This is a genomic window from Nocardia sp. NPDC057455 (assembly GCF_042802775.1).
GTDB lineage: Bacteria > Actinomycetota > Actinomycetes > Mycobacteriales > Mycobacteriaceae > Nocardia.
Genome location: NZ_JBHVDM010000066.1, coordinates 1 through 13954, shown reverse-complemented (window position 1 = coordinate 13954; position 13954 = coordinate 1). Strand labels below are relative to the sequence as shown.

At 68.4% G+C, this 13954-nt stretch carries 7 protein-coding genes; 4 read left to right on the top strand and 3 right to left on the bottom strand.

From position 1 onward, the window contains the following. Window positions 1–5 precede the first annotated feature (5 nt). From ACFU5M_RS23855 to ACFU5M_RS23845, 3 genes are read right to left on the bottom strand one after another with little or no spacing between them, the layout of a single operon-like run. Window positions 6–1001, bottom strand: a complete 996-nt coding sequence (locus tag ACFU5M_RS23855) for a hypothetical protein (RefSeq protein WP_379052737.1) — start codon at window positions 999–1001, stop codon at window positions 6–8. Continuing rightward, window positions 998–2437, bottom strand: coding sequence for a pyridoxal phosphate-dependent aminotransferase (locus ACFU5M_RS23850; protein ID WP_379052736.1), 1440 nt, complete (start codon window positions 2435–2437; stop codon window positions 998–1000). Before ACFU5M_RS23850 ends, ACFU5M_RS23855 begins: the two co-directional genes overlap by 4 nt. After that, a complete protein-coding gene (locus tag ACFU5M_RS23845) occupies window positions 2434–3483 on the bottom strand; it encodes a helix-turn-helix transcriptional regulator (RefSeq protein WP_379052735.1) in 1050 nt (349 codons plus the stop codon). Before ACFU5M_RS23845 ends, ACFU5M_RS23850 begins: the two co-directional genes overlap by 4 nt. A gap of 631 nt (window positions 3484–4114) precedes the next feature. Here ACFU5M_RS23845 and ACFU5M_RS23840 point away from each other — a divergent pair. From ACFU5M_RS23840 to ACFU5M_RS23825, 4 genes are all read left to right on the top strand, one after another. Further along, on the top strand, window positions 4115–4447 hold the full coding sequence (locus tag ACFU5M_RS23840) for a hypothetical protein (RefSeq protein ID WP_379052733.1): 333 nt from the start codon (window positions 4115–4117) through the stop codon (window positions 4445–4447). 290 nt (window positions 4448–4737) lie between these two features. Then, a complete protein-coding gene (locus tag ACFU5M_RS23835) occupies window positions 4738–5346 on the top strand; it encodes a hypothetical protein (protein WP_379052731.1) in 609 nt (202 codons plus the stop codon). A gap of 198 nt (window positions 5347–5544) precedes the next feature. Then, window positions 5545–7260, top strand: a complete 1716-nt coding sequence (locus ACFU5M_RS23830) for a hypothetical protein (RefSeq protein ID WP_379052730.1) — start codon at window positions 5545–5547, stop codon at window positions 7258–7260. Then, the coding region (locus ACFU5M_RS23825) for a LuxR C-terminal-related transcriptional regulator (protein ID WP_379052728.1) at window positions 7260–13954 on the top strand (6695 nt) is incomplete at its 3' end. The genes ACFU5M_RS23830 and ACFU5M_RS23825, both read left to right, overlap by 1 nt.

Here is a 13954-nt window from a genome sequence, read left to right as displayed (position 1 = left end):
AAAAATTAGAACACGTTCTCGTCGAGCGTCAAGGGACTTCCGCGCTCCTCGGCGATCCGCAGCACCATGGCGGCCGTCGCCGCGGCGTAGGCACGACTGGCCGACGCCGGACGGCTCGCCGGGTAATTGGAGCGATGGGTGACGACGACACCGTTGGGCAGGGTCACCGTCCGGTCCGGAACGGTCGCGACGCAATTGCCGCCCGCCTTGGCCACGAGGTCCACGATCACTGTCCCCGGGCCGAGTAGACGCAACGCCGCCTGCCCGAGCAGGCGGGGCGCGGGGGATCCGCGGTGCACGGCGGTGCAGACGACGAGGTCGGGCGGCGTCGCGGCGAGCGATTCCAGCAACGCCGCGTTGTCGTCCCGGTTCGGCACGAACTGCCCGGCGCCCGCCTCGAACGCGGCCGCCCGTTGCGCGAGGCGGTTGCCGACCGCTGTCGGCTTCTCGTCGTCGAACGCGCGCGCGGCCGCGATCGCGGCGAGCCCGGCCGCCCCGCACCCCAGCACGAGGGCACGGATCGGGCGGGTGAGCCGCGCGGGGGCGAGCAGTCGCCTGCCTTCGGCGTAACCCTCCGCACCCGCGATCCGGCTCATGCCGGACAGCGCATCGATCTCGGTGGTCGAGTCGTCGCGCGGCACCTGGTCGAAGGCGACCGATTCGATGCCGCGGCGGCGCAACCGATCGATCTCGGCGCGACGATAGTGCGGATCCTGGAAGCCGACCAGCGTCGTCCCCGCGCGCAACGGCATCGAATCCAGGTCGTATGCGGGCGGTTTCACCCAGACGACGACGCCCGCGCGCTCGAATACCGTCACGCCATCCCCGACGACGTCCGCGCCTGCCGCACGGTAGGCCGCATCGGTGAATCCCGCACTTCGCCCCGCGCCTTCCTGCACGAGCACTCGGAGCCCCGCCGTCGAAAGTTCGCGCACCCCATCCGGCGTGAGCGCTACGCGAGTCTCCCGTGGCGCGGTCTCACGAAGCACCCCGACGATCACCGCGTGACCGTGGATTCCGCGACGAGGGCGGTCAGGCCGCGATCGGCGAGCGCGCCGCGATAGGTGAGCCCGCCGGCGATGTCGCGGATCAATTGCTCCAGCCGGTCGAAGAGTTCCTCGAGCAAAGCGGGCGATTCTTGCCGCGGCGCTTTGCGGGGAGCGAGAACGTTCAACCGGACGCCGGGACGCAGCGATCCGGTGCGATCCAGCGCGACGCTGTCGACGCCGGACACGGCGAGCAACAGGTCTTCCACCTGCGCACTCGTGCGCACGCCCGCCGCGTCGAGGAGCACGCGATCGAACACCACCGAGACGAACATCCCTTCCGGGTTGCCCAGCGGTCGCAGCACGTCGGCCCCGAGCCGGGTGTTGATCGCGGCGATATGGCCGCACGCCCGCTCGATCTGCGCGCGCATCAGCGCGTGGTTGCGGTCGAAGTAGTCCTCGGGGGTGTGCTCGAGGATCGCGCGAGCCAAGTGAGTGGTCTCGCGCTGGAACGAGATGGTGAGCCGTTCCCGGATGCGCTCCAGCCACGCGCTGTCGCCGGTGCACGCGGCACCCATCTTGCATGGACCGAAGGCGTTGTAACCCTTGGAATTTCCCGTGATGGTCAGTACCACGTCGTACAACCGCCGGATGCCCTGCTCGGTCTGCACGTGCAGCGCGGCGATCGGGATGTGCGAGGCCACCAGCCGGTCGAAGGCCATATCGCAGATGACGGGAACACCGCCGTCGAGCAGCACGCGGCCGATCTCCGTCAACTCGGCGGCCGTGTAGTCCGCGACCACCGGGTTGCCCGGCAGCGTGAGCAGCACGCCGCACAGTTCGCCCGTCGCACGCAGCTCGTCGAGGCAGCGGGCCAGCCGGGCGGGATCGATCTTGAACGCGTCGTCCGGAGCCACCGGGCACGACACGATTCGCAAGCCGAATTTCTCCACGTGGATGCTGGAGCTCTTGTAGAAGCCCTCCGGGCACACGATCACACCGCCGGGCCTGGCCAGGCTTGCGACTGCCTCCTCGAGCAGCATCGTGCTCGAATACGGACAGACGATCACCTCTTCCGCCCGCACCCGGACGCCGGGCACCCCTTCCACCGGATGCGACAGGCGCTCGAACAGCTTGCGAGCCGCCAGCTCTCGCAGAATCAACGGCTGGCGCTTGTCGTAGAGCTTGCCGTCGAGATACTCCGCGGAGGGCGCGATGTGCAGGCTCTCTCGCCACGCCCGGTCCAGTGCCGCGACGGCGTGCGCGTCCGGGGCCCGGCCGGTTTCGCCGTGGTAGGCGTCGATGACACCCGAGTAGCGCAGGCCGCCGGTCCCCGCGAACCGGGCATCCCGCGAAACGTGCCCGCGCACTTGCCGTTTCCTGGCCTCGGAGCGATTGGTCAGCGTCGCCAGGTCGGCGAGCGGATCGGTGAGCACGTGGCTCTGAGTCACGGAACCTCGCCTTCTGAAGAGTCGCCCGGTGCGGGCATGGTGTTCCATTTCTCTTGGAGCGCGGCGCGGAACAGGTTGCGACAGTTGCCCTCGGCGAGTCGTTCGAACTCCGCCAATGGCGGTTGCGCGACGATCTGGTCGACCACGATGGCCGAACCGGCGCGTCGAAGGTCGTAGAGCTTCTCGAACCGCCGGACCGCGAACGCGACGTCGTGTTTCAGCGCGGAGAAGCGCGTCGCCACCCTGGCCTGGCGCGAGTAGTCGTACTCGCCCACCGCGACGTAGCGGTCGTCGACCACCAGCATGCTCTGCGCGTTGCGGGCGTATTCACGCTTGACCAGCACACTCTCCACGCCCGATCGCGCCTGTTTCCACAGCTTGTCGTCATAGGGCCAGACGTCCGAGATGTCGTCGAGCACGTACATCCGCCGCACGTCGATCTTCGGCGGATGGGTCTTGTCGGCCAGGCGCAGGATCGCCGCGTGATAGTCGTCGCCGACGTCGCCGCCGATCGTGCCCAGGTCCGCGGTATGGATCGCGCGAACCGCGGTGGTGGCCTGCTCCAGGATCGTCAGCCAGTCGATGACGGTGTTCCATTCCCACACCGTGGCGCTGCGCGAGGGAATCTGCGCGAGGATCTCCTCGGCGCGTTCCAGCTGCCGATCGGCGACCAGGCGTAGCGGTTCGATTTCCGCTCGCGCGCCGGAGGCGTCGATCAGGCTTTGCGCGATACCCAGTGCGCGCGACACCAACTCGGGGTCCTTGCCCAGCAGGACGTTGAATCTCATCCGCAAGTCGTAGTAAGCGCTGCTGGTCGGATCGGTCGCGGGATCGGCGCTGCCGTCGGTCGGCAGTTCCGCGCCGAGGGCGAGGCTCAGGCGTTCCCGCAGCGCGAGCGGCGGAATCCGGCTGCCGTTCTCGATCTGCTGAATCAGGCTGCGGGAACAGCCCGCTCGGGTGGCGAGCGCCGCCTGGGTGTAGCCGCGTTCCAGTCGTAGCCTGCGGACCAGGTTGCCGACCTGCTCATCCGAGCCCACGTCAGCCATCCCGTGCCTCCCATCCTGCGCCGTGCGTACGCATGCTCACGGCATGTCACGATGCGTCATTCTAATCATCAGGTGGCAAAGGGCATCCGATGAATCGCGTTCGCTGAATTTCGTTGCCAACCAGAGATCCAGCCGTATCCGACGCCCTTGCCAGGAAGGATTGCCACACAGGCGCAGAAACGTGCCGCGCCGACTCCGCCGACGGGCTATGCCAGAAAATCGCGCGGATTCAGGTCGCGTATTGAGCGATTCGCTCATTGAGCGGCATCAAAGCTTATGCAATATCATCACGAAGCGCTAAAGCTTCGTTGACAGCATGCGGTGGCCGCCCCTAGCCTTGAACTCGAAGTCACCGCAATTCGGCCTCGGCGCAAGGGTTTCCGACCGCGCCGGCCTCGGTGACCCGATAACTCTAGGAGGTGCCGGTTCACGGATACCTCGTCATGGCGCGGCCCGGCCTCATTCGCGGCCAGGTGTGACCACCCCGCCGCATCGCACGCGCCGATCACCTGACGCCTGCACACCGATGCGACCGAGGCACGGACGAGTCCACCCCGTCCGGGCACGGTCACCGCACCCGACGAGCGGCGGGTCCCCCGTCACCCCGAAACAGAGTGAATGAGAGCGGATCATGGCACTCGACATCACCGATTCGATCATCACCAGCGACATCACCCCGGAAAACGCCCGGCTGCTGCCATACACCTCCGGCGCGTCGTGGGAACTCAGCTGGCTGCCCTCCGTCGTCCTGACCCGCGAGCAGGCGGTCAGCGGGATGGCGCTGGACGAAATACTCAGCGATCCCGGCACGCTCACCAGCGACCTCGCGCTGGAACTGGCCGCCCTGCACGCCGCGCAGCTGGGCCTCACCCTGCGCGACGTGCTGATCCGGCTGTACGTCCGCATCACAGAACGCGACAACGAAGCCTCCTGCCGCGCTCACACGCCCCTCCCCGCCGCCTGACCTCCTACGGCACGGCGTCTGCCACGAGCACCCGGGCTGCGAGTTCTCGGCCGGATTCATCCTGCGTGCTGCGCCCCTCGGCGCGGACGAACGCTCTCCTCCCGGATCGATACCGAGCGGCTCGCCCGCGCCGGCACGGCGCCCGGCACTTGCGTGCGGCATCCGAGCGGCGAACGATTGACTGTGCGCCGGCCGCGATCGCGGGCCGTGCGGAGTCCCGCCCTCGGTGGACCACGATGCGACGGCCCGGCGACACCGCGGAGTGATCGCTCCGCACCGAGGAGGAACCGATGTTCATCCAAGTCATACAAGGCAAGGCCGCCGACCCCGCCCGGCTGCGTCGATGCATGGATCGCTGGAACGAGGAGCTGCAACCGGGAGCCGTCGGCTATCTCGGCACCACCAGCGGGCTGTGCGACGACGGCACCTTCATCGCGCTCGCCCGCTTCGAATCCGAGGAGGCCGCCCGCCGCAACAGCGCGCGCCCGGAGCAAGGCGCCTGGTGGCGGGAGACCGAGCAGTGCTTCGACGGACCGGTCACGTTCATGGACTGCGCCGAAGTCACGCAGTGGATGGGTGGCGGATCCGACCGCGCCGGATTCGTGCAGGTCATGGAGGGCCACACCCGGGACGCGGGACGGATGCGCGAGATACTGGCCCAGTCGGGCGATCGGGTGCACGAGGTGCGCCCGGAAATCCTCGGCGGCACGCTGGCGACCTACGGCGACGACGGATTCGTCGAGACGGTGTACTTCACTTCCGAAGCCGAGGCCCGCGAACACGAGAAGATCGAGATACCGGACGATCTGCGGTCGCTGTTCGAGGAGGAGAACGCCCTCATGGGTGACGTCGCCTACTTCGACCTGCACCAACCGTCGCTGAGTTCGCCGCAGAAGTAACAGGGCCGGTCGGCCCGCTCGCGACCGGCGACCGCCGCACGTGACCGGCCGATTCACGGCCCGCGCATACACAATCGAGCTGATCCCACCCTCGGCCGTTCCCAGCTTCGGGAAGAGACGACACGGGGCCGGAGAAGGTCCCAGAGGACAATATCTTCTCTCGGTGTCGTTGAGGCAGGGTGAAGGGTTTGCCGGGATATGGGTCGATCGTTGCGGGTGGATACGGACCTGCTGCGAGCGCTGACCCCGGAACTCGCCGCCATCGCCGACGCGGCGCAGGAGGAACTCGCGCGCCTGAAGCAGAGGCTCGCCGCCGAAGGCAAGTGCTGGGGCGACGACGAGCCGGGCCGGATCTTCGGCGACAGCTATGAGCCCGCGGCCGACAAGGGCATCACCGGCTTCGAGAACCTGGTCCACAATCTGCGCGGGATGAGCAGCAGCGTCGCGGACGCCGGTAATGTCCTGCAGAACCAGGACCAGAACATCGGCTCCCAACTTCGCGATCAGGACCCGTTCGGCTCCGATCCGGTCGACAGCGTTCCGTTCGGCGGACCGCAGTGGCAGAGCCCATCGCCCTATCAGCCCGTCTCCACGCCGAATGCCGCCGAGCCCAGCTCCGCTCGCGACACCGCGCCCTACCCGGCACACAACTCCCCCGCTCCGGCCTCCGATCCCGCCGCGACGGCGTACGACCCCACGGCTGCGCAGGAGACCCAGCAGCCCGGCTACCAACCGGCCGCCGACCCGATCTCGCCCGGCCGGACGAACCCCGGCGACTACGGCCCGAACGACAGCTCCGGCTCACCGGGGCAAGAGCCGTTCCCCAACTCGTCCCCGACGCCTTCGGTCCCGGACCGGGCAACGCCGACAACGCGAGGAGCCGCGCCGCCACCGGCGTCCCGCGCGACCGCCACCCCTCCCGCCGCCGACCCACCCCCTGCGGCGGCGACACCCAAGCCGGGCACAAACCCACCGGCGGCCGTCCAACGGACACCGGAGGGCCGATGGACCAGGCCACCCACCGATTCGCCTTGGATGCGAAACGCACCCGGCACCCCGTGGTCGCGAAACGCGGGCGGGCCGTCACCGGGCCAGGCCTACCCGCCGCGCCGCAAAGGTCCCCGGCCCGACGCGGCACAACCTGGAAAACCTGGTAAGGACGCGAAACGGCGCAAGCCGAAGCCGGTCCCGGCGGAAGCGAAGCGCTCCCTGGTACGGACGGACCCGGACGCCGTGGCCGCCGCGCAGGAACTCGCCGCTCGCCATGGCCTCCGGATCACCGGATTCGAGGCCTCCGGCGTGTCCAAACGCACGGTCGACGAGATCGCGGCGGCCATCGACGGCGTCCTCGGCAGGTATCCCTTCATCGAGGCGGCCGGGTTGGAGATCACCGATCTCCGAGACGGCGCGGTGTCCCGCGTGGTGTCGGATCGCGCGCCCGAGGAGGGAAAGGATCCGGTCACCGGCGGCTGGATTCTGCTCGACCGGGTCACGGTGGCGAATCCGGCGCTGCTTTCCGAAAAGGTCGAGACCGCAATTCGATCGGGTGAGCGGGTAGCCGGGTCCGATGCGCGACCGATGTATTCGACCATCGTGCGCGACCTGGGCCGGATACTCGAAGCGGGGGCGGGTCCTCATGTCCGGCAGTCGGCGCATCGGTCGTTGCTCATGGAGTACCAACGCATCAGCGGGCCGTGGAACCGCGACGACACGCTGGCCGCGATCGTCCGTGGTTACCGGCAGTGGCGTGCCCAACTGATCCGAGCCTGCTTCCCCGGTGATCGCTTCGACCCACGAACGGCGGTGGTCGAAGGGTTCACCGAAGTCGAACTGCACGGCGAGGATGCCTGCGGACCGGCGAAAGTGCTGCACCGGCTGGTCGTCGAGCACGCGCGCGGACGATCGAGCGCCTGATGGTCCAGATTCCGGACTACTTTCCCCAATGGCTGACCGACCTGGTGCTGGGACACTTTCCGGAGGGGGACCCGGAGGCGATGCGACGCAGCGCCGACACCTGGTCGGACGCGGCGAACGGGCTCGTCGTGGTGCTGCGTCAGCTCCAGCCGACGGTGGAGCAGTTGGAGAAGGCGGTCGAGGGCGAGACCGGTACGGAGATCCAGAAGCAATACCGCAAGATCATCGACCAGATCCAGGCGCAGATCGAATTCAACAACGCCATGGCGCGGCAGTTGTACGACAACGCGACGGCCATCGAGTACCAGCAGTATGTCCTCATCGGCATCGCCGGAGCGCTGCTGGCCCAAGTGATCATCGATATGGCGATGCCTCCGCCCGGCAGCATCGTGAAGGCGATCGCCGACCGCGCCGAGGCGAGGGCGGGAATGGAACTCGCCAAGCGCGACCTGGTGCTGACCATGCTGACCCGCGCCGCGCGGTTCGTCACCGAGCACCCGCGACTCGTGCTGGCCTCGAAAGGCGTCTTCCTCGGGACGGCGATCGGCGGTGGAGTTCCCTACCTCGCGCAGCGTGTTCAGATCGCGCAAGGCCACCGGAAGGCGGTGGATTGGCAGCAGGTCAAGATCGGAGCGGCAGCAGGCGCCGTCGGTGGTTTGGTCGGTGTCGAGGTCGGCCGTCGTGTCGCGCCCGCGGCGATGCGAGTGGGCGGCCGGGTACTCGGCACCGTGGCCGCGGGCGGCGTGGGCGGTATGGCCGGTGGTCTGGCGGGCGGCCTGACCGCATTCGCTCTGACGGAGGGCGAAATGCGTGGCAAGGACCTGGCCACCATGGTGTGGACCGGGTTCGGCTCCGGCCTCGTCGGGTCGCTCGGGGCATCGGTGCGGGCGGCGCGGGCCGGTGCGTACACGGGTATGCCCGGACGGGGAGTGTCATCGGATTCCGGCTTGCCCCCCGACAGCGCCGGGCCGCTGACCAGGATTTCCGCGTCCGGAGATGGTCAGCCGCCGCAGACGCGAACGGCGAGCCCCGAAGGCATTTCCACCACCAGCGAGGTGGGTTCGCCGCGAGCGAGGGGGCCCGAGGCCGGGTTCGGCGATGGTTCGGTGGACCGGCCGGACGGCCTCACTCCGGAGATGATGGCGGAGGGCGAGCAGATCTTCCGCGATCTGTTCGACAACGCGACGGGATCGGAGCGCAACGACCTCGCCAGATTCCTCACAGGCGACGGCCCTGGGCCACTGCCGGACGGAAACGGCGGAACCGCATTGCCCGGGCACGCGCCGAACCACCCGTCGGGGGGACCATCGCAGCCCTCGTCCCCGGGCCGGGGCGGCTCGTTCCCGGCGTGGGGCGATACGGCAGTCGCGCGTAGCTCGGCCGCCGTCGCCGCGCCTCCCGAAGGCGGCTCGGCCACACCGATGCAGACCCGCCAGTTCCGGATCAGCGATCCTCAGGTGCGTCCGGACCAGCGGGGCATCGATGTGATCACCGAAGGGACCGTCACTCAATCGGACATCCCCACGTTCGGCGCCGAAGTCCTCGACGGGAGCGGGCCTTACACCGATCCGTTCATGATCGAGCAGGGAGCCGACGGAACCCTGTACATGGTGTCGCCGCCGGAACAGACGGCCGGCAACGGCCCAGACCTGCCCGGACCCCGACCGGCCGGTGCAACGCTGGAGGAGGGGGCCCCCGCCCACGAGGGACAACCGCTCCTCGACGTCGACGCGGAGTTCGCCCGAATGACAGCCGAACTCACGTCGAACCCGCAACAGCCGGACGCGATCGATCCCACCGTCTCGGCACCTGCGCAGAAACCAGCCGTCGACGTCACACCACCGGTATCGCCGGCTCACGATGCGAACAATCCGCTCGTACCGCCGAGTGCACCGAAACAAGAGGTCACACCACCGGCGGCCACCGCACGCCCCGCCGCCGACGCGAACAACCCGGTCGCGCAGACGAACCCACCGCGCCCCGGAACCGACGCGAACAGCACCGGCACGAACCCTGTCTCCTCGAAGTCCGGTCCCGGTTCCCCACCATCGGCCTCGACCCACCCCGCGCCCGACGCCGGCAACTCCGTCGCGCACCCGCCGTCCACCCCGGACAACCCGCACCCTGCCGGTCGCGCCGGAACCGAAACCGCGCAACAGACCAGGTCACCGGGAGAACCTTCCGCCACCTCCGCGCAAGCAACAGCGGGCAGAACCCCCTCTGCCGCATCCCCGCTGAACCCCCTCCCTTACGCCGGAGCGGCGGCGCTGTCGGGCCACACACCGGATGGTCCTACCGGGCACACGAGCACGCCGACTCCACCGACAGGATCCCCGACAAACGACCACGGAGAGACCCCACAGCCCGCCACAACACCACCGGCCCCCGTCGCCGCGACCGGCCGCCCGGACAGCGACGACGAACCCGACGCCGATCCAGAGGAATTCCCCACCCCACCGGGAACCGTCGTGGACGACCCCCGGGAGCACAACGTCCAGAAAGACCCGCGCGAGCACAGTGTTTGGCAAGACCCTCGGGACCACAGTGTCCAAAAGAAGCCGTCAGGGGATTACGTAACCATCCCCGGCGTCTCCTACCCGCTGGAGGACGAACCACCCGACAACGCCATACCCGTCATACCGCGCCCGCCCGCGCTGACTCCCCTGCCTATCGATTCCGTCGGCTTGGGCCGCGCCTACCAGAACCCGGACAACCCCGACTCCACATCACCACGTCCCCCGGACATCACCAATCCCCTGTCGGATCGCCATCTCGCCGCGCCGGAAACCGGTCTGGACGCCGGGCTCGGTAAGCCGCCCGCGTCACTCGCCATGCCGTCGCGATACGCCACCGAACCCAACCCCGAGGCCCCCGGCGCTCCCCAGAAACCCTCAGCGCCGCAGCTGAACCCGCACTCCCTCGAATACGACCAGGACCCCAGCCGCCTTCCCGCCGTAGGCGGAGTGCCGCACCTTCAACCTGCCCCACAACCACAGGGGAAGAGGCAGCGGAAGCGCCTGGTCACCCAAATGGGAGCCGCGCCGGACGACAAATCCAGACGACGCAAGAAACAACCTCCTCCCCCACCGCAGCCGCCGCCCGAGAGTCCGACGAAGACGCCTGTCTTCGCGCCGACACCGGGCGTGCGGTCCGATGCGAAGAACTCTGACGATCGTTCCAGCCATGCGCGTCGGCAGCAGACCAGCGCGATCCGACCGGTACCGGAGCAGGACCAAGAAAGGGTCGGTCTTCCTCGGGACTTCACTCGCGTGAGGGATGGGATCACCGCCGCCTATCGGCAAATTGAGGGTGCGGGGGAGCTTCACCCGGTGAGCCAGGCGCTGGGCCGGATGGATGCACTTGATCTGGCCATTCTCGGTGACCTGAGTCCGCTCGTGCGCAGACGCGTCATCGACGTCGTCTCCGCGGTCGAGAACGGCCGAGAAATCTCACCTCTCCAGGGCGACGCGATCAAGACATTCGTCCGTCTGTTGCCGATGGAGCCGCTCGACAGCACCGGCACGCTGACCGATCTCGAGTTCACCGAGCTCCAGCTGGTCGCGGAAGACAAGTCGCTCCGAGAAATCGGTGTCCTGCTCGGATTGAAGGAAACCACGGTCCGGGCTCACCTGGGGCGCATCGAACACAAACTCGGCGCCGCGGATCGGGTGACGGCGGTAGTGACGGCTATCCGAAGCGGCATTCTGCCGCACACACGGGAGAACCACGCCGACCCAGCCCATTCCCCCCTTCCCGAGTTGACCCCTCGCGAAATCGAGGTCCTGACACTGGTCGCAGATGGCGAATCGAGCCCTCGAATCGCGGCGGCGCTCACGATTTCGGTGGACGCCGTGAATTCCCATGCGGACCGCATCGGCGACAAGCTCGGCACGAGCACGCGCGCGGGAATGGTCGCGGTGGCGGTGAGCACGGGCATCCTTTCACCTACGGTGGAAGCAGCCGATCCCAACGCTGTTCTGCCGAAATTGAACGCCCGCGAACTCGAGGTTCTCGCCCTGGTCGCGGCAGGCATGACGAGCGCCGAGATAGCCGCTGAAGTAGGTCTGACCCAGCAGACCGTGGAGTCGTACGCGTCTCGGACCAACCGCAAGCTCGGTGTGGGAACCCGCGCCGCGTCGGTCGCGGTGGCCATACGCACGGGCATCCTGCCGCCCAGACCCGTCGTCACCGGCGTGGCGGAAGCCGCCGCCGGCGCACCCGATCTGACTCCTCGCGAAGCCGAAGTCCTCGCCCACGTCGCGGCAGGAAAGGACGACAACGAGATCGCGGAGGCGCTCGGCGTGACCCGCCAGTCCGCGAAAACTTACGTGTACAACATCAATCAGAAGCTGGGCACTCATCATCGCGCGGGAATGGCGGCCGCGGCGCTTCGCGCAGGCCTCCTACCTTTCACCGTGTCGGCGGATAGCACCGAAGGTGATACGCCGCCGGAAGGGGGCGGCGCCGCTCCCGTCGGCCGCCGGCGTACGGGGCCACCACATGGCGCGGTAGACGCCTACTACGACCTGGATCAAGATGCGGCACTTGGGCTGACCGCCCGAAACCATGTATCGGCGACCCATATACCCCGCGACGTTCCCCGCTGGGCGATGGGCTTCAACCGGAATCCCGACAGCGGCGCGGAATGGGGCCACGCCGCGATGCCACCCGACGGCTCCAACACGCAACAGCCGGACAACGGCGCCGACATCGCGGCGCAACGGGCTCGAGAGCTGCGGCAGCAGCTGCAAGACACCGTGATGCGCGATTGGCCGGTCGGGGATCACGCCGAGGCAGCCGAGGCAGTGATCGCGGCACTTCTGGGGACTGCGCAAGGGACAGCGGTGGTTCGGGCGACGAACGGCGGCGAGGGTCACGCCCGGTGGGTATCGGTCGAAGTCACCGACCAGAGCCGGGAAACTCCGGCTCGTGACGAGCAGGCGGTTCCGCAGACCGACTCCGGCCGGGCTATCGAACTCGTAGAGCGGTTGGCCGGCACATGGGGCTTCGAGTTACGCGCGAACGGGGAACGAACGCGGTACTTCACGCTCTTCGCGTCCCCTGGGCAAACCGACCCGTCGAAGGTCACGTCAGAGCCTGCCGCGGAATTGGTGCTGGAGCGCGGTGAAGTTCAGGCCGGTACCTCCAGGGCCCGGCGAATGATCGGCGACTTGCTGGAGCGCGCGGGCGCGGATGACCGGCAGATCGACGACGTTCAGCTAGCGGTATCGGAAGTGGTCGGCAACGTCGGCCTCTATGCGAAACAGGGCGGCGCGGCGATACGGGCGTGGTTGATCGACGACGTTTTGCGGGTTGAAGTCGCCGACACCTCACGCGGCCTGCCGAAGTGGCGCCCGGAGAGTGCTGTCGAGCAGGACGACGACGCGGCGCCATTGACCGCGGTCGACAGGGACGCCGAGGAGGCGCTGCTGGCCGCTTTCACCCTGACCGAATTGGACGCCGCCGACTCGGACCCGTTCGCATTGGGCGAGCGCGCGGCCGGAACCCACGGCCGAGGCTCCGGCATCATCGCGGAGCTCACGACCGCGCGCGGGGTAGATCTGGCACGGGATGGACAGCCGGGCAAGACGGTCTGGATGGAGATCCGGTTATCGCGCCCGTCCGTTCGAGATGAGGCGCCTGGCGGCGATCGGGCGGAGGCCCTGACCTCTGAAGACGCGGCCCGGTCGTCGAATTCGACCGCGGACGATCTGGAAAGGCCGGGGCAGCCTGGCACAGACACGACCCTGCACCGGGCGAAGCGCGGTGATGCGGCGGCGCTTCGAGCGCTACGCGATCAGTACGGACGGGACACGTTCAACGAGGTGCTCGGCAGGCTTGGCGTTCCGGCCGCGCCCAGCCGGGACACCGCGCCGTTGGTGCTGCTGGCGCAGGAGGTCAACGGCATTGTCTTCGGCTTCGCGGATACTCATCGGTGGCCGGTTCCGGAAGAATCGGATGTCGGCGAGTGGTTGCGGGGCGTCGCGGGCGAGATTGTCGACCGGTGGCGTCGACTGAATTCGAATCAGCGCGGGCTCATCCTGGAGGCAATGAACGCGCGGCAGAGCGGCGCGGCAATCAGCCTGTTGCAGCGCGGTGCGCTCGACAGATTGATGCCGCAGGCGCCGGCGGAACCGAACAACAGTGCTCCCGAGCCCGAGGTGGAGGACGCCGAGACTGTCCCTGTCACACTCGATCCGGAGGCGACGGCCGCAGCGGAGCGACTGGAGGCCGAGCGTCGAGCAGCTGTTGCCGACGTCGCCCGTGAGCTCGGCGTCGGTACCGACATCGTAGAGATGGTGCTGCGGGGCCGGTCCGCGGTCGCCGAGCAAGCCGTCGCGCAGGTGCGGGAGGCAGCCGAGCGGCTCGGGTATTGGAATCAAGTCACGAAGCCGGACGTGGCCCGTGCCGCGGACGTCAGTTTGACGACAGTCGACAAAGTGCTGGGCAACGGACGCGGCAGCGTCGACGACCACACCAGACAACTAGTACTCACAGTGGCCGCAGAAATCGGCTATACGGGCCGGATCACCCGCGCAGCAGTGGCTCGCGCGGCGGGCGTCGGGGTATCGACCGTCGAGAAAGTCCTGCGCGACGGTCCCGTTCTGACATCGGACACCGCTGACGCCGTTCGCGACGAACTCCGCCGCCGCGGTCTCCTCCAGCCGCCTTCCGACGGAAGCTTGCCCCGCCC

Coding starts and splice junctions, on each gene's coding strand:
- ACFU5M_RS23845 (WP_379052735.1), bottom strand. CDS start 3,483: ATGGCTGACGTGGGCTCGGATGAGCAGGTCGGCAACCTGGTCCGCAGG.
- ACFU5M_RS23840 (WP_379052733.1), top strand. CDS start 4,115: ATGGCACTCGACATCACCGATTCGATCATCACCAGCGACATCACCCCG.
- ACFU5M_RS23835 (WP_379052731.1), top strand. CDS start 4,738: ATGTTCATCCAAGTCATACAAGGCAAGGCCGCCGACCCCGCCCGGCTG.
- ACFU5M_RS23830 (WP_379052730.1), top strand. CDS start 5,545: ATGGGTCGATCGTTGCGGGTGGATACGGACCTGCTGCGAGCGCTGACC.